This window comes from Lysinibacillus sp. IITD104 (genome assembly GCF_036698265.2).
GTDB lineage: Bacteria > Bacillota > Bacilli > Bacillales_A > Planococcaceae > Lysinibacillus > Lysinibacillus boronitolerans.
Genome location: NZ_JBAHYH020000001.1, coordinates 801,587 through 827,396, shown reverse-complemented (window position 1 = coordinate 827,396; position 25,810 = coordinate 801,587). Strand labels below are relative to the sequence as shown.

Sequence of the window (25,810 nt, the reverse complement as noted above, 5' to 3'; positions counted from 1 at the left end):
GACCGATGACTAATGACCAACTATAAGCAATGGCCATACTCAAAACAACTTGATTCCATTTGAAAACGCCATCCAAGGCTCTCCTACATTTATGTATGGAGAGCTTTTTTATTTACTCAAAGAATAATTTGGATGACTAGTTTGCCCCATTCAAGGACAAAATGGAAGTATCTATAGGAAAGGGGTCATACTATGACACAGCAAAATGATTCAACACATGAGCAAGATATGACATTGACCAATCGACAGGGACATCCCATTACAAACAATCAAAATTTAAGAACAGTTGGTAATCGCGGTCCTGCAACACTTGAAAATTATGATTTTCTAGAGAAGATGAGCCACTTTGACAGAGAGAGAGTTCCAGAACGGGTTGTGCATGCTCGTGGTGCTGGAGCACATGGGTATTTTGAATCCTACGGTGTTGTTGGCAAAGAACCCATTTCTAAATATACACGCGCAAAAGTCTTTCAGGAAAAAGGGAAGAAAACGCCTGTCTTTGTGCGCTTTTCAACTGTTATCCATGGTGGGCACTCTCCAGAAACATTACGTGATCCCCGTGGTTTTGCAGTAAAGTTTTATACAGAGGATGGCAACTGGGATTTGGTGGGCAATAATTTAAAAATCTTCTTTATCCGCGATGCGCTGAAATTTCCAGACATGATTCATGCTTTTAAGCCTGATCCCATTACTAATATTCAAAACGTTGAACGTTTCTTTGATTTTTGTGCTAGCTCACCAGAAACCTTCCATATGGTAACATTCGTGTACTCTCCATGGGGAATTCCTGCAAATTATCGTATGATGCAGGGTTCTGGGGTTAATACGTATAAGTGGGTGAATAGTGAAGGCAAGGCAGTCCTTGTCAAATATCATTGGGAACCGCTTCAAGGAATTAAAAATTTAACACAAAAAGAAGCAGAAGAAATCCAACAGAAGAATTTCAATCATGCTACACAAGATTTATATGATGCCATCGAACGTAAAGACTTCCCTGAATGGGAGCTACATGTTCAAATTATGGAGGATGGTCCACACCCTGAGCTTGATTTTGATCCATTGGATGATACAAAGCTTTGGCCTAACGATCAATTCCCATGGTATCCAGTGGGCAAAATGGTATTAAACAAAAACCCTGAAGATTATTTTGCTGAGGTAGAACAGGCTACTTTCGGCACAGGGGTACTTGTCGATGGCTTAGACTTCTCTGATGATAAAATGTTGCAAGGTCGTACTTTCTCTTATTCTGATACACAACGTCATCGTGTGGGAGCCAACTACTTACAGCTTCCAATTAATGCACCGAAAAAACGTGTAGCAACCAATCAACATGGTGGGCAGATGATGTATAAGCGTGATTTGGCACCTGGCCAAAATCCACATATTAATTATGAGCCATCCATGCTGAATGGATTAAGGGAAGCAACACAGGCTGGTAAAGAATATACACCATTCATTGAAGGAAACCTTGTTCGTGAATCAATTGATCGTCAAAGTAATACCAAACAGGCTGGTGAAACTTATCGTAACTTTGAACAGTGGGAGCGCGATGAACTTCTTGAAAATTTAATACGTGATCTATCGGTCTGTCATGAGGACATTCAAAACGCCATGATTGCTTTGGCAGAAGAAGCCGATGAAGAATATGGTCGCTTACTGAAGGAAGGTTTGCACAACGCTCAAAAAGACTCCTCAGCATCAAAACCACTTGGCAATATCAATGGTGATCAAGCACCTCAAGATGCAGTGAAGAAAGGACGCGATGCCGAGCCTTATTAACGAAGCTAAAAAAGATGATCCAGGGGGCGTCCCTGAGCCGCTTCACTCATTTCCGTTCGCTCTAGGGTCTCATCTGCAACGCTAAATCTCCTAGGAGTGACGCTGGCTCCACTCCAATCAACCATTCTGCAAAGGTCTTTACTTTTTCATAGTAGCAAAACGATCAAATAGCCCATTATCGGTATTTAGACCTCTCGTGGGATACGAGACAGGCAAGCCTCTAAACGGAGCGGTAGCGGAGGAAGCGGCTCGGCGCTCACACAGGAAAGCAAGTAGCCTGCAACGGAAATCCATTTCTACCTTTCAATTGACTGTTTTGCAACATTAAGAAAAGACATTACATTTTTTGTAATGTCTTTTGCTTATTGTTCATATGCCTTATACCAATGATAAGGTTGAATTTCCTTTAATGATTTAAATACCAATTCACCATCTGCATTCGTAATCGCCGCCTTTACATTCTCTCCCCAATAGAAAAGTCTTTCCTGGCAGACTCCACAGGGTGTCAGCACTACAAATTTAGATGTTTCGTCTTCCCTAGCAACACAAATCGAATGCGTAACCTTTGTATTCAATTTATGTGCCTCTAGGATGGCACCTGTTTCCATACATAATTCAGTAGCAGCATTCATGACCTCTGGTGCGACACTTGTTAAAATTTGCCCATCTGCGGTATATAAAGCTGCGGCTCCTCCCCATCCAGAGGGGTATCTTTTTACTGCTAATGCTACCGCTGCTTCATAAAGTTTTCTTTCTATATTCATCTTACTTACGTCTCCTTATTCCTCATGCACGCCTGGTAATAGCCTCAACATCTTTTCCTGTGCATCTAAAATAGCCTCTGTTCCTAATGGAATGGCAATATTCGTTGTTTCATGTCCAATTTTAAATCCTGCCACGACTGGAATCCCTAAATCTGCAAAATACTCCTTCATTAACGAATGAAGTGCCGCTTCATCAGATCCTGTCTGTGTAAATGAACCAATGACGACTCCTGCTAATTGCTCAAATTTCCTTGCTTGTTTTAAATGCTGAAGCATCGAATCAATAACTGGAATTGTTTCATTTACATCCTCTATTAATAAAATCCTGCCTTCAGTCCTCACTTCAAATTTGGTACCAAGTGTGCCGACAAGACGACAGAGATTTCCTCCAATTACTTCACCACGTGCGATACCTCCAGCAATCGTTGTTAACGGAGAAATCGCCTCTGTATACTGAATTTCCATCGGAGAGAATAGCTGTAAAAACATTTTCTTTGATAAATCATCCATCTTAGCTGACATAAGCATTGGCCCATGAAATGTTACCATATTGGCATATTCATTAATCGCACAATGTAAATATGTAACATCAGAAAAGCCCCAGAAAATTTTAGGATTTTCTTCTATTAAGGCATAATCAATTTTTTCAGCTAATCTGGCAGAGCCATAGCCTCCCTTTACACAAAAAATTGCTTTGACTTCTGGGTTTTTTACCATCTCATGAAAATCAGCTAATCTGATTTCATCACTCCCTGCTAAATATTCATGTTTTGCATGAATCGTTTCACCCACAATATAGCGAAGTCCCAATTCGTCTAAAAAGGCTACTGCTTCTCCTAGTTTTTCAGGCTCGACAAGACTTGAAAGCGCAACAACACCAACTAAATCTCCTTCTTGTAAACATGGTACGGTACTTTTCACAGTTATTCCTCCTCTTGTTTTCCTTATTTTAGCATAGCAAAACTTTAGAGGCATTGATTATTACTATGCTAGATGCCTATAATTAACCTTAATATTCGAACAATAAAGGAGTTATCGCATCATGAAAATTCCACCATATATATTATTAGTACTGGCAACTCTTTTATGGGGTGGTAATTTTGTTATTGGACGTGCCGTTAGTGGAGCTATCCCTCCCCTAACACTGGCCTTTTTACGCTGGTGTGTCGCTTTTATTATCTTTTTTCCCATTGCATTCCGCCAATTAAAGCGCGAATGGCCGATACTAAAAAATCATTGGTTCATTGTTATCATTCTATCGTTAACAGGTGTTACAGCATTTAACACGCTTGTTTACATTGGATTGCATTACACAACATCCATTAATGCATCGTTGATGAACTCTTCTACGCCCATAATGATTTACATACTCTCCTTTATTTTTTTAAAGGAAAAACTATCAAAATATCAGTTAATAGGGACCGTTCTATCACTGAGTGGAGTTGCCTTTATTATAATGGGTGGCTCTTTTACAAGGATTGTCAATTTTACTTTCAACAAAGGGGACTTAATTGTAATCGCAGCGGTATTTTGTTGGAGCGTGTATTCATTGCTCATTAAACTGTATGCAACTCGATTACCAGGGCAGTCTACCTTTCTAGTGACGATTGGAATTGGAGCTACTGTGTTATTCCCTTTTTCTCTCTATGAAACACTGTCTAGTACAACAGCAATTCATTGGGAATGGGCAACCATTGCTGCTATTTTATATGTTGGTATTTTTGCCTCTATCATTGCTTTTCTCTGCTGGAACAGTGGTGTTATACAGCTTGGAGCGAACAAGGCAAGTATTTATTTAAATTTCATTCCTGTTTTCTCCTCCATTTTTGCCGTCCTTTTTCTTGATGAGAAATTGCATTCATTTCAGCTTATAGGTGGACTAGCGGTTGTTGCAGGAGTTATTCTATCAGGAAAAACAAATAAGCAAAGACTTCAATCCTAAGAAGTCTTCGCTTATTTTTCCTAATTCGTACCGCCATAAATTATTGTAACATTAGGATGGTTTAATAATTGGCTAGCTGGAAATTCTTCTGTAATATGACCACTTTTCAATTTTTCAATCGCTGGGAGTTTTTTTTCACCAAAGGAAATGAGGATGATTTCCTTTGCCTTCATTATGGATTGAATGCCCATTGTAATCGCATGTGTTGGTACTTCAGATGGATCATCAAAGTAAATAGCATTTTCTGTTCTTGTGGACTCTGTTAACTCCACGATATTCGTCTTGGAATCAAACGATGTGCCTGGTTCATTAAAAGCGATGTGTCCATTTACACCAATGCCAAGAAGCTGTAAATCAATGCCTCCTGCTTCTTCAATGCGCTTATCATATGCAGCACATTCTTCTGCTAAATTGGCTGCCTTCCCATTTGGCAAATGGATATTTTCCGGCTGTATATCCACAAAATTAAATAAATTCTCATGCATAAATGTAAAGTAGCTTGCTGGACTTGTTTGCTCAAGACCTACATACTCATCTAAGTTAAAGGTTTGTACTTTTTTAAAAGATAAATGGCCAGCCTGATGTCGAGCCACTAATTTCTTATACATACCTACAGGTGATCCACCAGTTGCTAAACCTAAAACACTATCAGGTTTCTCTTGTATTTGTTTGGAGAAAATAGTAGCTGCCACTTCACTAAGTTCCTCGTATGTATTCACTTCTATCCATTTCATTCTTTATACGATACCTACCTTACTATCAATATTATTAACTAATATGTATAATATTTCACTTTATAGTAGCTAATATATTAATCTTACTAGTTATTTATCTATTTTTCTATCATTTCCTACTTCATTTTATGCGTGTAATCCTAGACTATTTCGGTTATGTTATTAATAAGGAAGTGAGGCGATTGTATGAATGAACAGATTCAGCACTATTTACAGCATATTCAATTTCAAGGAACGTTAGAGCCATCTATACAGCTACTTGGACAATTACAAACTAAACATCTATTAAACATTCCCTATGAAAATTTAGATGTTGCCTTGAACCGTGGGATCTCCTTCGCTATTCCTGATTTATTTCAAAAAATAATTATTGATAAACGTGGTGGCAATTGTTTTGAACTAAATATCTTATTCAGCTGGCTCTTACGGGAGCTTGGCTTTTCTGTCACCAATCGCTATGCACAGTTTTGGCGCAACATAACGGAAAATACTCCTCCAGAGGAAATCCCCATGCATCAATTATTGTTAGTGAATGATGGTGGTCAATTCTATATCTCGGATGTAGGTGTCGGTGCCTTAGCGCCCTGTAAACCAGTGCCACTAATTGCTGGCCATCAACATCGTGAAGGTAAAGAATTATATAAAATAGATTATGATGAAGCGAATGGTTGGATGCTGTTGGAACAAGCTAAACATAGTTGGCGTTTGCTTTATAGTTTTCACGATAATGCCAATGATGCAAAATTTGCACCGCGACTTTCCAAGCAAATAAATAAAATTGCTATGATTCGAACCACTCGTGGTCGTCATACCATGATGAACAACGAATTTAGAATTTATGAAGGTCAATCCTTAACTACCTATACAACAAACACTGAGAAGGAATGGCTGCAAGCTCTACAGCGTTTTTTTCATATCTCATTACAACAATAAAGGAAAGCAAGTCCATCGGTGGCTTGCTTTCCTTTTCAGATTATTTCATTGTCCGATTGAGCAATTCAAACACAACTATGTCATTGTGTTGCTCTTTGACTAATCCTATATCATCTACAAAATAATAAGTTTTCACCACATCACTAAATTCTGACCTTTTCTCTACTATAACCACGCCCGTATATTGCACTTCACCAGCTTGTACTGTGCCATCAGTAGATTTTACAGTTACTCGTTCCCCGGCAGAAATCCCTGGATCATCTTCATGTAAAACAACACCTATTCTAAGTGGCAGTTCTATATATAAATCATAATGTGTGTTAGCTTCACTAGCAACGGCTTGACCGTATGCTCGATCATGACCATATAAAAGCTCATCAGAAATAGTTTGTCCTGTAGTTACATTTTTGACTGTCCATACATCATTTTTACCGTCGTGTTGCTGATATTGATAGTTTAAAGTATAACGCTTATTGTCACTTAAAGAATAATAGGCATACGTATATTCAAATGCGGGGTCCTTTAGCAAGTTAGGCTTTGATAGCGTCATTGCTCTTGCTAAAAACGCTGAGAAATGGGCGCGTGTAACAGGGTCATTAGGTTTAAACGAACCATTCTCATAGCCCCTTACTAAATGATTATGGGCCAGAGTTAAAATTTCTTTATAACCCGGTGTCTGCTTACTCACATCTGTAAAATAATAAGGATCTGAACCTTTTAATTGAAAGGCCCTACTTAGCACAATCGCCATTTCCCCCCTTGTAAGCGGTGCATCTGGTTGAAATTTATGGGCTGTATCAAATATACCTTTATTTTGCACAGCCGCAATTTCTTTATAAAATTTATGGGTGGTTGTTACATCTTGATAGTTTGGATTTTGTACATGGATCGTGTTTAATCCTAAAGCACGTGTTAGCATTACAGCTACCTGTGCTTTCGTAATATAATCATTCGGCTTGAACAAGTTATTCGAATACCCTTTCGCAATATCCTGTTCTACTAAATAATGAATTTCTGTAGTCAATGTATCATCCGTTAGATCGATAAAGTTGGCTGCCTGCACTTCCTTTGGTAAAATACCAATCGTTATCAGGATCAAACATACTAGCTTCAATATGTTCTTCACATTATCCCTCCTCCTTCGATTCTTTACCCATAAAGGCGTATTCATATGCTTAAAATGAAAAAAGCCTCTATTAAAAGAGACTTTATTCGTTATTTTTATATTGAATTAATCCAATCCCTATTCCAGTCGGATCGACCAAATAAGCAAGATAGAAATCATCAAACGCCATTTTGTCACGCAAAATAGTAGCACCGTTGTGTTTTGCCTGTGCAATGACTTCGTCAATTGCATCGACTTCAATTTGAATTCTTGTACCATGTGGAAAATCGCTTGGTCCTTTACCAATGCCACCATTTATTCCAGCTTTGTCTTCATTTCCAGTCATAACTGCCCAATAATCCCAATTTGGAGCTGCCACCTCCCAGCCAAACACTTTACTATAAAAAGCTGCCGCTTTCTCCGGTTCCTGACTATTTAATTCAAAGCCAATCACTCTTCCCATCCATATGCCTCCTCTTTATTTTTAGCATAAGCAAATAATTCAACAATTAATTGGAATTCCCTTCCTAAAGGCTTTAGAAATTTGACAATATTCCGAATAAAAAATTTATGTATTTAATTAGTTAGAAAATTATGTATAATTAAATTAGAACGACTGTTCAAATCATTAAAGGAGTACAACATTGACTAAAAGACGCTATGACAGTGATAAGGCAAAGATTGAAATTATCAAACATGCCATCCAATTATTTTCTCAACATGGCTATAATCAGACATCTGTTGGTGATATTGCGAAAGCCTCTGGTTATAGTAAAGGACATATTTATTATCATTTCGAAAATAAAGAAAAGTTATTTGTGCTTTTGGCGCAGCAATCGATGAAAAATTGGCATGACAAATGGTTGCAACAAGAATCTTCATACACCACATCAACAGATAAATTGTATGGTATGGCCATGCATGTCCTCTATGAGTATCAAACACCTTTACTAAAGTCAGGTCAGGAACTGGCATCTAATCCAAAATCAAGTCCTGATTCTATACAACAGTTATTTAATTTAGCTATTACGCCAATGAATGCTTATCGAGCAATACTTCAAGAGGGCATCGACAAAAACGAATTTATTAATGGCAATGTTGATACATGGACCATCTTACTTGGTACATGGCTAGGTGGATTATGTCAGCTCACCAATACTCAAAATTTAAAATCATTAGAACCACTCTTTCAACAGGCAATAACGATTTTCTTAAAAGAAATTAAAAAAGGTGGGATTTAAATGAAAGTAGGTTTAATAGGTGATAGCTTAACAGAAGGTCGTCCAGGCGTTTCATTTTATAATGTCTTGAAACTTCAATATCCTCATATTTCATTCGATAATCTTGGCAATCCAGGCGAGACGATTAAAAGTTTATTTACTCGCTTGGAAAAAGCACCACTCCAATCTTCCTATGATCTCCTTATTATTTGGATAGGCGTCAATGACGTCTATTCAAAATTATTAAAGGTGCAAGCACAACCAGTGGCAAAGGATCATATTGAATTCGAAGAGTACTGCCTCAAAGTAGTAGAGAAGGCACATGCCGCTTCTAAAAATGTAGTGTTAGTATCTCCAGCATTAGTAGGAGAAGATCTTCAAAATCACTCTAACAAAGAAATAACACAATTAACGTCTGTTATGGAGTCTATTTCAATGAAATCTGGCAATGTTTATTTTGTAAATATGCAAAATCTCTTTAAAGAGCATTTAGAACATTTGGAGTGCTCAGGCTTTATTAATACGAATGTAATAAGAGTCCTACTGGATGTTTTATTTTACAAAAGTCCTTTACGTATCGATAAATTATCTCAAAAAAGAGGGCTACATGTAACTTTAGATGGTGTTCATTTGAATAGTAAAGGTGCTGATTTAGTGGCACAGCAATATAGCTCTATCATTGAACTTTATAAAGTCGAAGGAGACAAAATCGGGAGGTCCTAAAGATGAGAAAGATTGCTGTTGTTACTGGCGGTGTTTCAGGGATAGGAAAGGCTATTTGCCAAGAATTAATCGCTCGACATATATTTGTCATTATTGCTGATATTCAAGATCATGAGGGTCGTGTGTTAGAAGCAGAGTTAAATAAGGATATCGCCAATGTAAAATTTGTACATTTAAATGTAACCGATTACAAAAATGTAGCTTCTGTCATTCATGATGTATTTGAAGAATTTCACCGTATAGATTATCTGTTTAATAATGCTGGTATCGCTATGTATGGGGAGATGGGTGAAATGACTATTGAGGATTGGAAAGAAATTATGGCCATTAATTTATGGGGTGTCATTTATGGGACTCAAATAGGCTACCCACTTATGAAAAAACAAGGTTTTGGTCATATCGTCAATACCTCCTCTGCTGCAGGGTTAGGACCTTCTCCTTTTTCTACTGCATACGCTACTACCAAACATGCTGTTATAGGACTAACAACCTCTCTACACTATGAGGCTGAGGAATTCGGGATTAAGGTGAGTACTTTATGTCCAACGTTTGTGGATACACCAATTTTCGATAATGCAAAGGCGATTCATATGGATAAATCAATTATCACCAAACAATTAAAACAGCAAAAAATGATCTCACCTCAGTGAATTGCAAAAATGGCTATAGAGGGTGTTCATCAAAATAAGCCTATCATTTGTCCAATGCCAATGCGCAAAACACTGGATGTTGTTTTTACTATTTTTCCTTTTTTACACAAAGCGTTAATGAGAATGGTTTGTAAAGTGAGTCGTAATGCACGTTTAACCTAATGTTTCACAAGGCTCCCTACTAATGGGAGCCTTGCTTATTTTATAATACGACACCATCGCTCATTTTAATAATACGATCTGTATATGCCAACATTTCTTCGTCATGCGTCACTAATAATGTTGTTATATTTAAAGTTTTTGTTAATGTTCTTAATAACAACATAATCTCTTTAGAGCGCTGTGAATCTAAACTAGCCGTTGGTTCATCAGCAAACAATACTTTCGGTTGATGAATAATAGCACGTGCAATTGCTACACGTTGCTTCTCTCCCCCTGACAAGGAGGAGGGATAGGCAGTTTTACGATGTTCCATTCCAACTAACTCCAATAGCCGATTGACTTCATATTTCTGTTCATTCTTTTTTAATGGAGATTCAGCTACATCTAGCATTAATAGCAATTGTTCCTCCACTGTCAAAAATGGAACAAGGTGAGCAAATTGAAAAACAAAACCGAATTTACTTGCACGTAATTTTCGTACCTGGTCGGTTTTCATCGTCGTAAGATTCTGCTCTTCAAATAACACTTGCCCATCTGTTGCGGGTTGTAGTCCTGCAGCGATCGTTAATAATGTACTTTTCCCAGAGCCAGAAGCACCTACCAATGCTGTAATCTCTCCTTCATTTAAAGAAAGATTGATGCCCTTTAAGATCTCTTCCTCGACTTCACCATTCTTAAACGTTTTTCGTACTTCATCAATTGTAAATAACGTCATGATTAAGCCTCCCCTTGCTGTATTGCTTGTAACGGTTCAATTTTTTTAATTTGCATTCCTGACAAGGTCGCACCAATAAAGCCTATGAGGAGGAATACAACGGATAACTGTGTTGTAGTGCCTATTGTTAAAGTGAATGGCATCCCCTTAGGAGCAACTATATTAAATAGCTGGCTAAGACTGACAGATACCACAAGTGAAAAGATTGTAATAATAGCCATCTGTGTCCAGATCATTTTAAATAGCTTACTTGTTTTTAATCCAATCGCTTTTAAAATACCATACAAGCCAATTTTTTGCACATTCATCATATAGAAGAAAATAGCAAACAACATCCCACTAATGACAACTAAGAACCATATAATCATATTTAAAGATAATTGTTCCGCATTATAACTAGGGATAGTATTGAGAAACTCTTTATTGCTATATGCTTGCAATCCCTTAATATCATTTGGCTCACTATTTGGTACAAAAATTAATTGTTTATCAGCTACCCGATACATCTCCTGATAAGCCTCTTCACTAATATAAGCAACGGGAGCATGGCTATATTTTTTTTGCTCTACAAAACCTTTTACAATAAACTTTCCACCGTACTGATTATTCGTTAATATATCTCCAACTTGAATTCCTTTATCTTGCAGCGATCGATCCAAAAGCACCTCGTTTTGTTGCACATTGCTAAAAAGTTTAGATTCCGTTGATGTCACAAAGGCTACACTTTGCTGTTTATCATCCTGATCGTTTAAAAAGCCCATCTGGATCGAAAATGCTACTGCCTCTTTTTCTTTACTAAAGACTTCCTGCTGGAGATTGCTATCGATTCTTGAAAGATTAAACGTGCCATCCGCATCCTCAGCCATATAAAATTGTCCCTTCGGCAAATCCTTAATTAAAGCTGCATTATCCTGTGACAGACCATTTGCTAAACCCGAGATAATAAACGTTAAAAAACTAACTAGGAAGATAATGGAGCCCAAGATTAAAAACCGTACTTTATTCTTCTTCATTTCTTTCCAGGCAAGATTCATCACTAACCCCTCCATTTCTTTGATTACTCATAGCTTATAATTGTTAAATGAACAGAGCATGAACTAATCGTTAAAATGTAGGGATGATATAGAAAGCCACTCTATAAAGGCATTTTTATCCCATAGAGTGGCTTCTTTTGTGAATTTTATTTATCTTTACTTGCTAAAATCTTATTTTGTTATAGAACCTCGCCTTGAATGAATTGCTATTTTTTGATTTCTAATCACGGTCTTACTATTTTATACGAACTGTGAATATCAATTGTTGTATGAATATAGTACCTATAATAGAAGACAAGCACACATTTATCTATTAGTTAACGTTACCACGATCATCGTGATTACATATAATATAGCTGTTGTATAGGCAACAATAAGACCCATTCAGTCTACCTCTTTTTTATCTATGTTTATATACATTCTATAATTTTTTACAATAAAAAAAGAATCCCTAATAAATCAAGGATTCTTCGTTGTAATTGATACCGGTGGTCGGGGTCGAACCGACACTCCAAAGGAACACGATTTTGAGTCGTGCCTCAAAATTATTTAATCTGTATTTAAACGTTGAGATACCGTGATATTTACGTTAATTCAACAGTAAATTGTGGTTATTACTGAAACACTTCATACGATTACTGAACTTTTTCATTATATTAATTTTCACCTTATTTTGCAAGATAATCATCAAATCCGTTTAAACTAAAGTAAAAACACCAGTTTTTCAACCAGTGCTTTTTTGACTACTTCAATTCTTTTAAACTACTATCTAAACTTTTCTGTCTTTCTAACTCTATAACCCACCAAATCAAATGTTCTTTTAACTTATCAATATCCCAAAATATATCTGCTGACATACAATATCCTTCAATAATATCTCTAGATAATCTATCATTTTCTAATTTTAAATACTCCAATAGTTCATTTAATATTAATTCACTTATTCCTGAATTTCTGTAAGTATCAATAAAGTCTATATATAGTTCATCAAAACTTCCTTTTACTTGTTTTTTATGACGTTTATGTTTCAAGTTTTTAGTCGATTCGACTTTATATTGTTCCACCTTGTCTACAAATTTAGTTTCCACTTTCGAAATCATTCTTAATAGATTTATTAGCACTACTGGTAGTTTATCAGAATCCAAAGTATTAATCTTTTTTATCCGTTCCTTAGTTATCATTTCCATATAAATTAATCACCTCACTAAAATATTATATAGGAAAAATTAGTAAACAAATTTGCTTAGTTTTATAAAGTAATTAAAATAAATGTTTACCAATACAAAATATTTAGCCTATTCAACATCACCGTAATACTTAAAAATTTTTTTCATTATTGAAAACGGCGATAAACCTTTATATATCAACACTCCAAACATTAAATTTACTATTTTTGAATATTAATATTCAAGTTTTTCCCACTTATTTATGTCATAATAGTGCATGTACTAACGAACTAAAATTCTAAAGAGGTGTATATTATGGATGAGAAACACTATGAGTTATTACTTACCATTCAGAAGGACATTGAAAAAATAAGTAATAATATTGTTGAACTAAAAGACGCTGAAGAAGTGAAGTTAAATTCAATCCAAGAAGCTGTATTTAAACGTGTTCAAGTTGAAATTGGAGAAGTTGCGGATAAATTAAAGGCTGATATTGGCTATGCAACTAAAAAATTTAATGATTTGGATATCAGTATGTTTAAAGCCACATGCTACTTAGATGAAATAGGGAAAAAGATTTTAGATTTGGAGAAAATGTTAAAAGGAGAGTAATCCACGAAGAGAAAGGCTTTACAAACTTATAGCAATATAAATCATCAGAAGCTTTCACAAATAGGGAAATGTTTTTTAGCTTAATTACGATTGAAATTTCAAAAGAAATCCACCCATCTAATTCTATATAAGAATTGGGTGGGGTGTTCAGAAATTTTGTACTTTTTTAAGTTCATCTTGTTCAACATTTAACCAAGACTATCAATTTTCTTTTCAACTTTTTCCACTTCAGCTATCTCGACTCTCACTGTCTACTCAATTAAAGCGTTTGTTCATTTTTTGTTTCATTTCTGCCATTTCAGCTTTAAATTAGGCTTTCATGTCGTCCATGCCTCCAGTAGCATGTCCATAAACGCTTTTTTAGCTTCATTATCATTCATATCAACCATTGTTAAATTCCGCCTTTCAATTAGAAGAAAAAAAGCACTCTTTCGAGTGCCTTGTTTTTACTGCTTGTCTATTACATTTAATATCATGCTGTGCTTGCCTACTTCACCAGCTAGGTAATTAATATACCCTGCATGTTTAGCTGTTTTCTGTGTGATAGTGTCAACATTTTCAACTACTCTATTGTATTCTTCCATAGAAACCTGTTTGAACTCATTTACTTCAATTTGTAGTTCTTTGATTTCCTTTTCCAAACCATCAAAGCGTTGGTGCATGTCTTGCTTCAGTTCTTTCATTTCAGCTTGCATACCTTGAAGCATTTCCATAATCTGCTTAAGTTCGTTTTCCAATACAGTTCACCCCAAATTCAATAATATCATTTTAATCTGTAAGCAAGATTGCTTAATTTTAATTATGGGATATTTTTAAATTAGAGATTTCGGTTAAAGGAAATTATCTAACTTGGGTAGTAGGAACACAACAAGGAAAAGAATACAAAAAAATCCCCTACCAGTTCATATAGCGAACTAATAGGGGTGCTTGTTTATTAATATTCAACTAGACAGTCAGCCTTGTTTCTTTCCCTTTTCTACAATGGTTTTAACATCATAGGGAACTCTACCGTAAGCTAACGCTTCATATACGGCATGTGATTCTACAAGAAGATTTACATAGCCACCGTTTGGTACAGACACCATGCTTAAAGCACCATGTGCATCTGACATATAAACTCCACGTTTTTTACCAAACTTCACTAATATACTTTGAAATTTATGTTCGGGTTCTGCAATAGCTTTATACTTATTTGACACCTCTACTAGTTTTTCAAAGTATGCAAGTTTAGCTTCCATTAATTCAAAACGTAGGTTTGAAACTGCGTCACTTTCATCAGCAACATATGCAGACTTTGCCTTTGAAAGTTCAGCAAGTACCTTTTCTATATCGTCAGTTTTGTATTCTTGGATAAGCTGAATCTCCTTTGTCAATTTCGCTTCTTTCTCTTGTAGGTTTTCAAGTGCAGACCGTTCTTTATCGAAAGTGCTTTCTGATACTTCGCCTAATAAAACCATCTTCTCTAATTCCTTGTATTCAACTTCTTTCGTTTGTCGGTCCAGCTGTGTTTCTACCAATTCAGTATGCTTTTTTTCAAGTGCTTTTTCGTAGTTTGATTCAACTGTACCTACCTTGCCTATTAATGAAAGGAAATTTTCTTTTAAAGTCGCCATTATTTAGCACCAGCCTTTTTTAGTTTTTCAGTAACTTCAGCAGTAGCCTTTTCTAGTACCTTTAGTTGTTCTTTCAATTCTTCAACTGTTTCAGTAACTACTTCAGCTTTAGCTTTTTTCTCCTTAGTAAATGCTTCTTTTTCACGTTGATTTAAAATATCTGCTTCTCTTTCTGCACGCTTTCTTGCTTGTTCTGTTACCCCAGCTAATATGTTCATGTACGCACTCATAGTCTCTATTCCCCTTTTTGAATATTAATTTTCAATCGTTCAATAGTTAGTCATTACTTCATAGTTGGACTTTGCAACCTTTCCAGTAAGCTAGCCTTGCGTTCTTCAACTGTTTTAGAATCAGAAGTTCCGTTTGTATTGATACCTAGCTGTTGCATTCTCTTATGGTTTTCTGCTTCAACTACATGGTTAAAATGCTTTAAAAACATTTCCACGTGCTTGTCGCTTGGATTATCTTTAGAGACCATTTTGAGAATATATTGTCTAACTTTGTCGTATGCTTCTACCTCGTCAGCATTCACGTAAGTAGCTTCCAACGCCTTCAGGTATTCGTTAAAGGCATCTATCTTATCCCACTTGTAAAAAGTTTGTGTGGAAACTTTCAACTCTTTGCAGATGTCGCCAATGCTTAAACCATCAACTATACGAAGCTTCACGTACTTCTTAGCAAAGCTGACCATTTTCTCGGAAAGTGTTAGCGGTACTGGTATTTCATTAATTTTATCCATGGCTATTCGTCCCCTTTAAATCGTTAATTCTGTGTACTGCATCTTGCCCACGGTTAACTTAAATCCAGCTAGCTTCCTTTGTGCATTGGTACTGTAGAGGTTAGTTACAATTAATGTAGTGATAAGTTGATTTACTCGGTTGAAGTTGGCATAACGGCTTCTCAATTCACACATTATTTCTTGAATAGCAGCGAGTGCTTTCGCTTTATGCTTCATAGCGTATTTTTTATAGGTTTCTATATGATTTTGAATGTTTGGAAGTTTGTAGCCCATTTGATATGTAAAAGTTGTATCTGCAACTTCCTGATAAATTTCAGACAACCAGTGAATTAACAATGGTTTGCTTTCATGTAAGTTTTCACTTAGCATCTTTTTACACTTTTTCAGCTTGTCGATTAAGTCCATTCAATAGTTCCTCCAAGTCCTTTTCATCACCGTCTACAATGATTTTTAACATCGCAAATTGCCAATCTTGTAGTCCAGCACGTTTACATGCCTGTAGAATATGCCACTGTACAATTGACGAAGGTTGTACTGTGCCCTGTTCAATTTTGCTTATATAACTGCGACTGTAATTCGTAGCTTTCGCTAAGTCTTGCTGGGAATAGCCCACAAACATCCGCATTTGTTTTAATAATTTAACTGAAAACATTTTTTTATTTCACTTCCTTTACTGTTCAAATTGGCAGTACAACTTAAAAAGAAAAGGTGCAGCCAATAATGACCACACCAACCCACTAGCTGACGGCTATACAGTTCCTTATATATAGGGGTCTTTAAAGAACTCCGAAGTAAGACACATTATGAAAAAATTTTTTAGAACCTGTATATCAGCCTTTTATCCTTCTGCTAGTGAAAGAATTCCATTCCATATATCTAGATTTTCAAAAATTATAAAAACTCGCTATCTTTGTTTGTCAAAACTATTTACTATAGGTGTAATTTATTCTATATTTTACCTAAAGGAGGGGTAATATGAGAAAAATAACGAAAACTTTCATAACTTTATTTGCAACATTTATCGTATTTGGGTTTGTAAATAAGGCATCAGCAACAGGGTTCACACAAGAACAAAAAGAATTATGCTACAAAGAGTATGTTTCCATTATTGAAGAAACAAATTCTAATTATGACAAAGATTTAAAACTTGGACCAATCGAAGACTTTACATTCGCAGATTGGAAAACTCCTGAAGAATTTAAAAATATCGTAACAGATATGGCTACTCAAGAATGGGTTCCAGTTGAAGAAGCAAGTACATATTTCGCTTTAACTGCTGGTAAAAAAATCATTTCTAGATATCTATCAGGGTCTTTTAAAACTTCAAGCTTAATTGACAGTTATTATTTGAATAATCAGGTGTCCGATACAAAAAATACTTCTATACCATTCAACTGTACTCTACCTGGTGCTGTGAATTAAGCAAAGATAATTGGTATTTATTTTCCAAATATTAAAAATTGGGTGGCTATTTTGTGTAACTGGTAAGTTATAGGGAACAGCCCCCCTTCCCCCCATATCCCCACTACCAGCTTTGGAAAATTAATAATCAATTACAAATTAAATTATAAATTATTTATCTATCTGCAAAAGGGAACACGAAACAAATATATTCTGTTTCAGAATGGGAACACGAAAGAATTAAACGGTGCAATAAGGGTTTGAATAAGTGGATATATTATATTGTTGCGTGTTCCCTAATGGAATACGTAATTATAATAAGAGGTGGTGTTCAGTGGGTAGTATAATATTAAGCAGTATCTTATGTGGTTGCTGGTAGGTTCTGGATAATAGGAAAGTGACTGGGGTATGGGGTAATATAGAATCAGTGCCCCTTTTAAATATTAAGCTATAAGAAAAACCCACCAGTAGAAATTGGCGGGCTTTCAAATTGATTGAAAAGGGGTTTAGTTGGATTGGAATAACCCTATTTCTTAGAATATCCCTTCAGTACTTTATCTATACCATCTTTCCCACCTCTAAAGTATCCGTTCCCATAGGCTATATTCATAATAAGCATCTCTTCTTCCGTTAAATCACGGTCTAAATTATCTTCAATTTGATTTAAGGTTGCTAAGTCATAATCATCTGTAGTCCTCGAATCAAAATGGGCATGGAAAAGGTATTCTAAAAATTTATTACGTTCTCCATTCTCCATATCTTTAACTAATGAAATCATTTGTTCAGCTGTCTTAGACGTTTTTGTCTTAGACACTTCTATCTGCTTCCCTTGTCTAATACCGAAAACATTCTTTAAAAAGTTGTTAACAAGGTCACTCTTTGCACCCTTTCCCTTTTGCTTACCGAACTGTTTCAAAGAATCGATAACGTCAATGTCTAAGTAGATAGACACCTGTTTCTTTTCAACTTGTTTTTCCTTTTGATAGAACTGGTCTAACTCGATTTTATTTGTAGATTCTATGTCAGTCATGATGTACCTCCAAAAAATTATAAAGATAATTTCGCAAAATTTTTATGTAAATTGCTTTCCTATTATAGCAAAAAAACATCAAAATCGATGTGGGAATAATTGAGACTATGCCTTCCCCACTTAACTGCACTTCGATTGGTCTCAAGCAAGTTTAAAGGTTAATATTTCTACTGATAATTAAACTTTGTAGCTTTATAGTAGTGTAATAAAAAAGAGGTGCAATTAATGCACCTCCACGTATCAAGTGTTATCAGTTCTGTCGCTACTGCCTGCGTTATGACCCCAACCCAATTCGTTGGCTTTTTCCATAAGAGTTGTAGCAATACCTAAATCAGGTATTCTTGCTTGCCCCCTTGCTGCTTGTAGAGTTCCGTCTGGTCGTCTCCAGATAAATCGAAAGCCCATTTGCATAGTGCCATCATCATAAATATAACGACACCACTGTAAACAAAGAACCCAATCATTTCCTACCTTGCTTTCATCGTAAGCAATCTCATTTATCACCTGTACTCTAGCAGAAGTTGCCATAAAATTTACACCCCCATTAATTTTTACGCATCAGACTAATATGACTGATGTGTACTATGATGCTAATGTAACACATCAGTCATATTGTGTAAATGAATAAACAGATTATTTTTCCAATGTAACAAAATACATAAAAAGTTACATTCATTTTACCTAAAATACTGGATTATCATGATAATAAGTGGTATTCTAACTTTAATAAAAAATATGTTACATTCAAAACATTGATTTTAAAGGGGCTACAGTAATGGCAAGTAAAAAAGATGAAATTAAAGATGTGCAACCGATACGGTCATTAGAAAAGTTAGAGGACATGAAATGGTCATTGAAGAAGTGGTGTGGAGAACGTGATTACATACTTTTCCTTTTAGGAATCAATACTGGTTTACGTGTAAGTGATTTATTGGCGTTAAAAATTAGTGACGTGAAGAAGAAGAAGGATTTTGTCATTAAGGAAGGGAAAACGAAGAAGCAACGAACTATTCAATTAAATAACGTTTATGAAGAATTGAATGCCTATATCGACACCCTACAGGGCACTGAATGGCTTTTCCCTTCTCGTAAAGGTGATAAGCCTATAAGTAGAATTCAAGCGTACAGACAGCTAAATAAAGCGTCTGACATGGTAGATATACCTGACGGAATCGGTACTCATACAATGAGGAAAACATTCGGCTACTGGTACTATAAACAATCAAAAGATGTAGCTAAATTGCAGATGATACTCAACCACTCACACCCTGACATAACATTGAAGTATATCGGCATCACTGAAGAAGAAATTGAAAACAGCTTGTTGAATTTTAAACTATAGAGAATCGGCTTTTGCTGGTTCTCTTTCTCTTTGTTTTCTATTAGCTTTCAGCACCTCGTATAACGTCACCAGCGGTACTCAAAGCTGTTCGTGATACTTTTATCTTATTTAAAATTGCCCCCCACACGGCTTTCTATAGCTTTTAAATATCAAGGGAAAACACTTTACACATTATTTCCTTGTCCACAAGCAAGGCACGATACATGGGGGGTTCACCACGATATTCACTGTCCACGTAGACACACATCAGACACAATTGGTACACACGTTAAATATTTCTATACTTACGACACCATATAGTCACTCTACTTTGTGTCTGAACAATCCTCCACCTTTAAAAGCGTAATAGTGCAAAACATTCTTCTCGAACAATGTTCTCGAAGCATCTTCAAACTAAAACATTGAATTGCTTGTTCTGAACAATGCATGTTTTGCTTTGCAGATTACTACTTTATTTTTGGGAAGTGCTTTTCTTTCCAATGCGAAGCATAGAGAACGGCATAACCCTTTTCCTATATATCTTCTTTAAGGGTGGACGCTATAACCCTTGATATATCAACGTTTCTAGATAAATTAAGAACTTTTGATGTGTTTATACTTTGTAATATCACAAATTTCACCTGTCTGAATGTACACCTTTTCTTGTTTAAGGGTTGTAGCCAAAATAGAGAGGAAATTGTACATGAATAATTTAGTAAAAGAAACAAATTACACAAAGGTTAAACCACAAACAGTAGTAAACATTGTTGATAGTATTATGGGTTCAGGTAAAACCAGTTGGGCAATTCAATATATGAATGAAGCTGATTCTGACAAGAATTTTCTTTACATCACACCATTCTTGTCAGAAACACGACGCATTAAAGAATGTGTAACAAGTCGAAAGTTCGTAACACCAGAACCAAGTGGCAAAAATAAGGGTAAATTAGCAAATCTAAAAGAACTATTATTGAATGAACGAGACATTGCAGCAACACATAAACTATTCCAGAAAGCTGATGATGAATTGATTGAATTAATTAAAGCTGGAAACTACACGTTGATTCTTGATGAAGTAATGAATGTTGTTGAACATCATGATTTAAACAAAGATGATTTTCAGTGGTTGCTTGATGGTGGGATGGTTAAAGTAGATAAAGAAACTGATTTAATCAGTTGGAATAGTGAAGGTAAATATCAAAAAACACGATACAAAGATATTAAATTACTTGCTGAATCGGAAAACTTGTATTTCTTTGAAAACACAGTGCTGTTTTGGACATTCCCAATTTCAGTATTTCAAGCCTTTAAAGAGGTGTATATCATGACATACCTTTTTCAGTGCCAACAGCAAAAATATTATTACGATATGTATAACCTTGAATACAGTTATAAAGCCGTTCAAAAGCTACCAACTGGTGAATATAAATTGATAAACCATGCGGATAAAGAATCCTATGATAAAACCCATCTGAAGTCGCTAATATACATTTATGAAGGTAAATTGAATAATGTCGGTGATAATAAATTTGCTTTTTCAAAGTCTTGGTTCGGTAAAGAACAGAACCAGCATTTAACTGAAAAACTAAAGAAGAATATCACCACTTACTTCAAAAATAATGTTAAAACACCTACAGAATCAAATATGTGGACTTGCTATGAAGCTGATGTATCAAAGCTAAAGGGAAAAGGATACACAAAAGGTTTTGTTGCTTGTAATGCCCGTGCTACTAATGAGTTTAAAGGAAAAGAATCCCTGGCATATGCAGTAAATCGCTTTATGAACCCTTATGAAAAGAAATTCTTTACTTCAAAGGGTGTTAAAGTAAAAGAAGATATGTATGCACTATCTGAACTTATCCAGTGGATATGGAGAAGTCGTATACGTGATAAACAGCCCATAAACCTGTATATCCCATCAAAGCGTATGAGAACACTTCTGACTGACTATTTGGAAGGGGACTTGTAGCATGTCAAATAACATATATAACGTAAAACTTACTGATAAGGATGTTTACAAAATCTTATATCTAAACAAGGTTAAAAAGCTTCTTCCATATCAGATAGAAAAACAATTTCCAGTATCAAGAACCACCATTAAAAACATTGTAAATGGGAAAAGCAGAAAAGACTGTTACTATTCATTTATGGACTACATGGAACGTGAACCGAAAAAAGTATTGGCTTTGTTCCCTGAACTTATCTGATTTAAGTATAGATAGAAACACATATGTAATAACTCTCAAGAGTTCATGCAATAATCATAAAAAACAAAGTCGAATTCCAGTATGTTAAGGAATCGACTTTTCTTATTGAATCTTATTGAATTAAAGCACCTGTTAGTTGCAGAAGCACCTTCTCTTTTATTACACATTATATACATACTACACATTATTCTGTCACTTGTACTAATTTATCATCAACTACTTTCAATACAGGACTTTCAAATGCTTTACGCATATACTCGTAATCATCTTTTAATTCATCCAATGATTCAGCAGGCATTATTTCACCCCACGCATAAGGCTTATCGTTTTCATCATAATGAACTTCACATATCTCAAAGTATGGTTTGTTCTGTTTACTAGTGAATTCAACAACTCTATAATTCCAGTACATAAAAAGCCTTCTCCTTCATAAATAAAAATATATACATCTAGCTTAATTCAATTCCTTTATGAAAGTAATAATTTATTTTCAAGCACTACTTTATAAAGTATAACGATAGTACATGAGACGAATCGACTGCACAACCTTGTCACAATTATAAATACACTTCATTGAATCTCACTTTCAGTAATATAGTTCTTTACTGTTTAAGCAGTTCCCTTCACCATGAAGCCAGAGTTGAGGACAACGGCTTGGTGCAAAAATGACTGCCTACATTTCAGAAACTAATAAACAAGAATCTAAAACGTAGACAGCCATTGCATTATGTATGTACATGAATCCGTCATTTGAGGTATTCCGTGTATGTATGCCCTTGTTAAATGCGTTCTCTCGAACAATACACATAGTTTCTACTTCTGCCCCCGAAACGTCTTGTAATCCGTCTACATGCCTTCTGCGTGTATCGTAAATGCTTATTCTACTGTTGTGAGAAACTCGGCAACAATTACAATGTATTATGTATTCTGCATAGCCGTAACTAATCAGACCTTCCACTCCTGACCTTTCAAATTGGTTGTCAGCACCTTTCAGACACTATAGTAAACAAGGGTACTATTTATTTGTGTCCTAGACTTAATTATTGCATCGGCTAAGTCATAACCTATCAAGGTTTGATTTACAACGTATTATTTGGCGTTCCACGTTGGATATACCTAAAAAAGGGTGCACTTAATAAACCTTGCTAATCTTAATTTTTTTCGGTAAAATTAAAGCAAGATAAGGTATATCGTATTCAGTTTATTTGCGTGAACTAGAAGTTCGATTTACTGTTAAGTCACCTATTGCGAGTAGGTGGCTTTTCTTTTTATCTTTTTTCTAACACTTTTAATGGTGAAAATTTCTTGTGACTTTCACGTACATCTGTGCCAAAAAGATTCACATAAATTTTTACAACTTCCATACTGGTGTGACCAAGAATGGATTGTAACTCAAAGATGTTTGCACCTTGCTGAACGCTTATCTTTGCAAAGGTATGTCTAAAGGTATGACAACTACAACGAACCCCTTTAACACCAGCAAGTACACCATACTTTTCTATTCGGTTCTGTATCCCGCGTCTTGTTAAAGCCGTTCCATCCATTGTGACAAATAAAGCGTCACTTTCAACATAACCACGAATAGAAACATACTTTTTAAGTTGGCTTTTCATTTCATTTTGGATTGGAACTAATCTTTCTCTATATGTTTTTGCGTTTCTAATACAAATAAGGTTATCTTCCCAACGAATATCAGCAAGAGTTATTCCTATAAGTTCATTTACTCGTATACCAGTTTCCAAAAACAACAACATTATCGTATAATCCCTAACACCAATAAATGTTGTTAAATCAGGTTGTCTAAATAACTTGTTTAATTGTTCTTTTGTAAACGTAGCTATAACACGCTTTCTATCTTTTAAAAGCTTTATATTCTCCATTGGATTTTTTGGAATGTACTTTTGTTTATACAGAAAGTTAAAAAATGCACGCAAGCCACGTAAACGAGTGTTTACCGATACTACCTTTGAACCCTTGTAATTACGCATATAAAGAATCACTTTTTCCTTAATATACTCTTCGGTTACATCAGAAGGTTTTAGTGTTGTTAAATCAATTCCTTGTTCGGATAAGTGAGTAAGGAATGCTGATATTTCATTGCGATAAAATTTAATAGTGTACGGTCTTAAATTTCTTATATCACAATCCTTCTCAAATAAATCAAAAGCTTCTTTAAACGTTTCCAAGTACGATTGTTTTTCATGACTGACAATACTTAGTTCAGCTTCATTCAGAACGTTTTTACGTCTTGCCAATATGGTATCCTCCTATACGTACGATTAGTTCACACGATTTGAAGATGTTCAGTAAAGACAAAATAACTGAAGATGAACACGAAAAAACCGTTCCCCACACTGTGAGAAACGGTTGATATTACGGTATTATTCACGATTAAATTACAGAATAAATAGCTTCTTTTTAGATACCGGTGGTCGGGGTCGAACCGACACTCCAAAGGAACACGATTTTGAGTCGTGCGCGTCTGCCAATTCCGCCACACCGGCATAATGGAGATAAAAAAAATCGGATAAACCGATTAACAGTTAAAATATGGAGGCGGCAACCGGATTTGAACCGGTGATAAGGGTGTTGCAGACCCGTGCCTTACCACTTGGCTATGCCGCCGTCATACATGGAGCGGAAGACGAGGTTCGAACTCGCGACCCCCACCTTGGCAAGGTGGTGTTCTACCACTGAACTACTTCCGCAAAAATGGCTGGGGTACTAGGATTCGAACCTAGGCATGACGGAATCAAAATCCGTTGCCTTACCGCTTGGCTATACCCCAACAATGGGGCGACTGATGGGAATCGAACCCACGAATGCCGGAACCACAATCCGGTGCGTTAACCACTTCGCCACAATCGCCATTGTATTATGATGTTTATTAATTTTATATTAGATGGGGCGACTGATGGGAATCGAACCCACGAATGCCGGAACCACAATCCGGTGCGTTAACCACTTCGCCACAATCGCCATAAAATTAATTGGCAGGGGCAGTAGGAATCGAACCCACACCAAAGGTTTTGGAGACCTCTATTCTACCGTTGAACTATGCCCCTAAAATAATAAAACTGGTGGAGGGGGACGGATTCGAACCGCCGAACCCTAAGGAGCGGATTTACAGTCCGCCGCGTTTAGCCACTTCGCTACCCCTCCGGGAAAATCTGGTGCCGGCTATAGGAATCGAACCCACGACCTACTGATTACAAGTCAGTTGCTCTACCTGCTGAGCTAAACCGGCAAAAAAACAAGATGGGTCAGGACGGAATCGAACCGCCGACACTTAGAGCTTCAATCTAATGCTCTACCAACTGAGCTACTGACCCATATTTTAAAATAAATGGCGGTCCCGACCGGGATCGAACCGGCGATCTCCTGCGTGACAGGCAGGCATGTTAACCGCTACACCACGGGACCATTTGGTTGCGGGGGCTGGATTTGAACCAACGACCTTCGGGTTATGAGCCCGACGAGCTACCACTGCTCCACCCCGCGATAATACTATAATGTTGTAAAAATAATGGTGGAGGATGACGGGCTCGAACCGCCGACCCTCTGCTTGTAAGGCAGATGCTCTCCCAGCTGAGCTAATCCTCCATCTGGGTATTGAATTGGTGACCCCTACGGGATTCGAACCCGTGTTACCGCCGTGAAAGGGCGGTGTCTTAACCACTTGACCAAGGGGCCATCGTTTGGAACACATCAAAGTGCTGGCGGAGAGTAAGGGATTTGAACCCTTGAGACAGTGTTAACCGCCTACACGATTTCCAATCGTGCTCCTTCGGCCACTCGGACAACTCTCCAAGAATGGCTCCGAAGGCAGGACTCGAACCTGCGACAACCTGATTAACAGTCAGGTGCTACTACCAACTGAGCTACTTCGGAATAATTTTAGTATATAGCCTAGCGACGTCCTACTCTCACAGGGGGAAGCCCCCAACTACCATCGGCGCT

At 36.3% G+C, this 25,810-nt stretch carries 28 protein-coding genes, 16 tRNA genes and 1 pseudogene; 11 read left to right on the top strand and 34 right to left on the bottom strand.

What is annotated here, in order from left to right; translation table 11 throughout:
- Positions 1 to 192 precede the first annotated feature (192 nt).
- Positions 193 to 1,779 (top strand): catalase, encoded by a 1,587-nt coding sequence (locus V1L66_RS04310; protein ID WP_312124343.1) that lies wholly within the window; start codon positions 193 to 195, stop codon positions 1,777 to 1,779.
- Positions 1,780 to 2,141: 362 nt separating this feature from the next.
- On the opposite strand, the gene V1L66_RS04305 is transcribed toward V1L66_RS04310, so the two are convergent.
- Positions 2,142 to 2,543 (bottom strand): cytidine deaminase, encoded by a 402-nt coding sequence (locus V1L66_RS04305; protein WP_016992096.1) that lies wholly within the window; start codon positions 2,541 to 2,543, stop codon positions 2,142 to 2,144.
- 15 nt (positions 2,544 to 2,558) lie between these two features.
- Positions 2,559 to 3,464, bottom strand: a complete 906-nt coding sequence (locus tag V1L66_RS04300; protein WP_016992095.1) for an LD-carboxypeptidase — start codon at positions 3,462 to 3,464, stop codon at positions 2,559 to 2,561.
- 121 nt (positions 3,465 to 3,585) lie between these two features.
- Between V1L66_RS04300 and V1L66_RS04295 the strand changes: the two genes are divergently transcribed.
- Positions 3,586 to 4,485: a DMT family transporter gene (locus tag V1L66_RS04295; RefSeq protein WP_312124342.1), complete on the top strand. Its 900-nt coding sequence runs from the start codon at positions 3,586 to 3,588 to the stop codon at positions 4,483 to 4,485.
- A gap of 20 nt (positions 4,486 to 4,505) precedes the next feature.
- Here the strand turns inward: V1L66_RS04295 and nagB are convergent, their stop codons facing one another.
- Positions 4,506 to 5,219 (bottom strand): glucosamine-6-phosphate deaminase, encoded by a 714-nt coding sequence (nagB, locus tag V1L66_RS04290; protein ID WP_333006776.1) that lies wholly within the window; start codon positions 5,217 to 5,219, stop codon positions 4,506 to 4,508.
- Between the two features lie 186 nt (positions 5,220 to 5,405).
- Between nagB and V1L66_RS04285 the strand changes: the two genes are divergently transcribed.
- Complete coding sequence (locus V1L66_RS04285) at positions 5,406 to 6,152, top strand: arylamine N-acetyltransferase (protein ID WP_016992093.1); 747 nt, start codon at positions 5,406 to 5,408, stop codon at positions 6,150 to 6,152.
- Between the two features lie 40 nt (positions 6,153 to 6,192).
- Here the strand turns inward: V1L66_RS04285 and V1L66_RS04280 are convergent, their stop codons facing one another.
- Together V1L66_RS04280 and V1L66_RS04275 are read right to left on the bottom strand one after the other, a co-directional pair.
- The gene (locus V1L66_RS04280) at positions 6,193 to 7,278 is read right to left on the bottom strand and encodes an S-layer homology domain-containing protein (RefSeq protein ID WP_312124341.1); all 1,086 of its coding nucleotides are present in this window, start codon (positions 7,276 to 7,278) and stop codon (positions 6,193 to 6,195) included.
- Between the two features lie 82 nt (positions 7,279 to 7,360).
- Positions 7,361 to 7,720, bottom strand: a complete 360-nt coding sequence (locus tag V1L66_RS04275; protein ID WP_016992092.1) for a VOC family protein — start codon at positions 7,718 to 7,720, stop codon at positions 7,361 to 7,363.
- Positions 7,721 to 7,901: 181 nt separating this feature from the next.
- Between V1L66_RS04275 and V1L66_RS04270 the strand changes: the two genes are divergently transcribed.
- The 3 genes and pseudogenes from V1L66_RS04270 (at position 7,902) to V1L66_RS04260 (ending at position 10,012) form a co-directional block, all read left to right on the top strand.
- The gene (locus tag V1L66_RS04270; RefSeq protein ID WP_333006778.1) at positions 7,902 to 8,498 is read left to right on the top strand and encodes a TetR family transcriptional regulator C-terminal domain-containing protein; all 597 of its coding nucleotides are present in this window, start codon (positions 7,902 to 7,904) and stop codon (positions 8,496 to 8,498) included.
- Complete coding sequence (locus tag V1L66_RS04265; protein WP_312124340.1) at positions 8,499 to 9,200, top strand: GDSL-type esterase/lipase family protein; 702 nt, start codon at positions 8,499 to 8,501, stop codon at positions 9,198 to 9,200.
- A gap of 2 nt (positions 9,201 to 9,202) precedes the next feature.
- Positions 9,203 to 10,012: pseudogene (locus V1L66_RS04260) on the top strand (SDR family NAD(P)-dependent oxidoreductase).
- A gap of 40 nt (positions 10,013 to 10,052) precedes the next feature.
- Here the strand turns inward: V1L66_RS04260 and V1L66_RS04255 are convergent.
- The 3 genes from V1L66_RS04255 to V1L66_RS04245 all read right to left on the bottom strand — a co-directional run bounded on the left by V1L66_RS04255 (position 10,053) and on the right by V1L66_RS04245 (position 12,948).
- Entirely contained in the window at positions 10,053 to 10,727 is a 675-nt protein-coding gene (locus V1L66_RS04255) for an ABC transporter ATP-binding protein (RefSeq protein ID WP_048391842.1), read from the bottom strand.
- Positions 10,728 to 10,729: 2 nt separating this feature from the next.
- The gene (locus tag V1L66_RS04250; RefSeq protein WP_333006780.1) at positions 10,730 to 11,761 is read right to left on the bottom strand and encodes an ABC transporter permease; all 1,032 of its coding nucleotides are present in this window, start codon (positions 11,759 to 11,761) and stop codon (positions 10,730 to 10,732) included.
- A gap of 743 nt (positions 11,762 to 12,504) precedes the next feature.
- Complete coding sequence (locus V1L66_RS04245) at positions 12,505 to 12,948, bottom strand: hypothetical protein (protein WP_333006782.1); 444 nt, start codon at positions 12,946 to 12,948, stop codon at positions 12,505 to 12,507.
- Between the two features lie 294 nt (positions 12,949 to 13,242).
- Here V1L66_RS04245 and V1L66_RS04240 point away from each other — a divergent pair, with 294 nt between their 5' ends.
- Entirely contained in the window at positions 13,243 to 13,539 is a 297-nt protein-coding gene (locus V1L66_RS04240; RefSeq protein ID WP_333006784.1) for a hypothetical protein, read from the top strand.
- A gap of 446 nt (positions 13,540 to 13,985) precedes the next feature.
- Here the strand turns inward: V1L66_RS04240 and V1L66_RS04235 are convergent, their stop codons facing one another.
- The 6 genes from V1L66_RS04235 to V1L66_RS04210 all read right to left on the bottom strand — a co-directional run bounded on the left by V1L66_RS04235 (position 13,986) and on the right by V1L66_RS04210 (position 16,543).
- Positions 13,986 to 14,276, bottom strand: coding sequence for a hypothetical protein (locus tag V1L66_RS04235; protein ID WP_333006786.1), 291 nt, complete (start codon positions 14,274 to 14,276; stop codon positions 13,986 to 13,988).
- Between the two features lie 216 nt (positions 14,277 to 14,492).
- Positions 14,493 to 15,152 (bottom strand): hypothetical protein, encoded by a 660-nt coding sequence (locus tag V1L66_RS04230; protein WP_333006788.1) that lies wholly within the window; start codon positions 15,150 to 15,152, stop codon positions 14,493 to 14,495.
- A complete protein-coding gene (locus V1L66_RS04225) occupies positions 15,152 to 15,382 on the bottom strand; it encodes a hypothetical protein (RefSeq protein ID WP_333006789.1) in 231 nt (76 codons plus the stop codon). The genes V1L66_RS04230 and V1L66_RS04225 overlap by 1 nt, the downstream gene beginning before the upstream one ends.
- Positions 15,383 to 15,435: 53 nt before the next feature.
- On the bottom strand, positions 15,436 to 15,891 hold the full coding sequence (locus V1L66_RS04220) for a phBC6A51 family helix-turn-helix protein (protein WP_333006790.1): 456 nt from the start codon (positions 15,889 to 15,891) through the stop codon (positions 15,436 to 15,438).
- Positions 15,892 to 15,906: 15 nt separating this feature from the next.
- Positions 15,907 to 16,296 carry a hypothetical protein gene (locus V1L66_RS04215; protein WP_333006791.1) on the bottom strand — a complete coding sequence of 130 codons (390 nt, stop codon included), beginning with the start codon at positions 16,294 to 16,296 and terminating at the stop codon, positions 15,907 to 15,909.
- A complete protein-coding gene (locus V1L66_RS04210; RefSeq protein ID WP_333006792.1) occupies positions 16,265 to 16,543 on the bottom strand; it encodes a helix-turn-helix transcriptional regulator in 279 nt (92 codons plus the stop codon). The genes V1L66_RS04215 and V1L66_RS04210 overlap by 32 nt, the downstream gene beginning before the upstream one ends.
- Before the next feature lie 323 nt (positions 16,544 to 16,866).
- On the opposite strand from V1L66_RS04210, the gene V1L66_RS04205 reads away from it, so the two are divergent.
- On the top strand, positions 16,867 to 17,313 hold the full coding sequence (locus V1L66_RS04205; protein ID WP_333006793.1) for a hypothetical protein: 447 nt from the start codon (positions 16,867 to 16,869) through the stop codon (positions 17,311 to 17,313).
- A gap of 505 nt (positions 17,314 to 17,818) precedes the next feature.
- On the opposite strand, the gene V1L66_RS04200 is transcribed toward V1L66_RS04205, so the two are convergent.
- Both V1L66_RS04200 and V1L66_RS04195 read right to left on the bottom strand, forming a co-directional pair.
- Positions 17,819 to 18,322: a hypothetical protein gene (locus V1L66_RS04200; RefSeq protein ID WP_333006795.1), complete on the bottom strand. Its 504-nt coding sequence runs from the start codon at positions 18,320 to 18,322 to the stop codon at positions 17,819 to 17,821.
- Positions 18,323 to 18,562: 240 nt separating this feature from the next.
- Positions 18,563 to 18,850, bottom strand: coding sequence for a hypothetical protein (locus V1L66_RS04195; RefSeq protein ID WP_333006796.1), 288 nt, complete (start codon positions 18,848 to 18,850; stop codon positions 18,563 to 18,565).
- A gap of 247 nt (positions 18,851 to 19,097) precedes the next feature.
- Between V1L66_RS04195 and V1L66_RS04190 the strand changes: the two genes are divergently transcribed.
- The 3 genes from V1L66_RS04190 to V1L66_RS04180 all read left to right on the top strand — a co-directional run bounded on the left by V1L66_RS04190 (position 19,098) and on the right by V1L66_RS04180 (position 21,850).
- Positions 19,098 to 19,664, top strand: a complete 567-nt coding sequence (locus V1L66_RS04190) for a site-specific integrase (protein ID WP_333006797.1) — start codon at positions 19,098 to 19,100, stop codon at positions 19,662 to 19,664.
- A 682-nt stretch (positions 19,665 to 20,346) separates the two neighbouring features.
- Positions 20,347 to 21,612, top strand: coding sequence for a hypothetical protein (locus tag V1L66_RS04185; protein ID WP_333006798.1), 1,266 nt, complete (start codon positions 20,347 to 20,349; stop codon positions 21,610 to 21,612).
- Position 21,613: 1 nt separating this feature from the next.
- Positions 21,614 to 21,850, top strand: a complete 237-nt coding sequence (locus tag V1L66_RS04180; RefSeq protein ID WP_333006800.1) for a hypothetical protein — start codon at positions 21,614 to 21,616, stop codon at positions 21,848 to 21,850.
- A gap of 184 nt (positions 21,851 to 22,034) precedes the next feature.
- Here the strand turns inward: V1L66_RS04180 and V1L66_RS04175 are convergent, their stop codons facing one another.
- The 18 genes from V1L66_RS04175 to V1L66_RS04090 all read right to left on the bottom strand — a co-directional run bounded on the left by V1L66_RS04175 (position 22,035) and on the right by V1L66_RS04090 (position 25,741).
- Positions 22,035 to 22,262: a hypothetical protein gene (locus V1L66_RS04175; RefSeq protein WP_339280341.1), complete on the bottom strand. Its 228-nt coding sequence runs from the start codon at positions 22,260 to 22,262 to the stop codon at positions 22,035 to 22,037.
- Positions 22,263 to 23,118: 856 nt separating this feature from the next.
- Entirely contained in the window at positions 23,119 to 24,105 is a 987-nt protein-coding gene (locus tag V1L66_RS04170; RefSeq protein WP_333006998.1) for a tyrosine-type recombinase/integrase, read from the bottom strand.
- Between the two features lie 168 nt (positions 24,106 to 24,273).
- Positions 24,274 to 24,354 (bottom strand) — tRNA-Leu (locus V1L66_RS04165).
- 47 nt (positions 24,355 to 24,401) lie between these two features.
- Positions 24,402 to 24,475 (bottom strand) — tRNA-Cys (locus V1L66_RS04160).
- 8 nt (positions 24,476 to 24,483) lie between these two features.
- Positions 24,484 to 24,558, bottom strand: a tRNA-Gly gene (locus V1L66_RS04155).
- Between the two features lie 5 nt (positions 24,559 to 24,563).
- Positions 24,564 to 24,638, bottom strand: a tRNA-Gln gene (locus V1L66_RS04150).
- A gap of 4 nt (positions 24,639 to 24,642) precedes the next feature.
- A tRNA-His gene (locus V1L66_RS04145) sits at positions 24,643 to 24,718 on the bottom strand.
- 35 nt (positions 24,719 to 24,753) lie between these two features.
- Positions 24,754 to 24,829: transfer RNA gene (locus V1L66_RS04140), tRNA-His, on the bottom strand.
- Between the two features lie 12 nt (positions 24,830 to 24,841).
- Positions 24,842 to 24,915: transfer RNA gene (locus V1L66_RS04135), tRNA-Trp, on the bottom strand.
- A gap of 13 nt (positions 24,916 to 24,928) precedes the next feature.
- Positions 24,929 to 25,012: transfer RNA gene (locus V1L66_RS04130), tRNA-Tyr, on the bottom strand.
- Positions 25,013 to 25,021: 9 nt separating this feature from the next.
- Positions 25,022 to 25,097: transfer RNA gene (locus V1L66_RS04125), tRNA-Thr, on the bottom strand.
- A gap of 12 nt (positions 25,098 to 25,109) precedes the next feature.
- Positions 25,110 to 25,182: transfer RNA gene (locus tag V1L66_RS04120), tRNA-Phe, on the bottom strand.
- Positions 25,183 to 25,197: 15 nt separating this feature from the next.
- Positions 25,198 to 25,273 (bottom strand) — tRNA-Asp (locus tag V1L66_RS04115).
- Between the two features lie 3 nt (positions 25,274 to 25,276).
- Positions 25,277 to 25,351, bottom strand: a tRNA-Met gene (locus V1L66_RS04110).
- Between the two features lie 26 nt (positions 25,352 to 25,377).
- Positions 25,378 to 25,453 (bottom strand) — tRNA-Val (locus V1L66_RS04105).
- Between the two features lie 15 nt (positions 25,454 to 25,468).
- Positions 25,469 to 25,543: transfer RNA gene (locus tag V1L66_RS04100), tRNA-Glu, on the bottom strand.
- Positions 25,544 to 25,567: 24 nt separating this feature from the next.
- Positions 25,568 to 25,659 (bottom strand) — tRNA-Ser (locus V1L66_RS04095).
- Positions 25,660 to 25,664: 5 nt separating this feature from the next.
- A tRNA-Asn gene (locus V1L66_RS04090) sits at positions 25,665 to 25,741 on the bottom strand.
- Positions 25,742 to 25,810 lie beyond the last annotated feature (69 nt).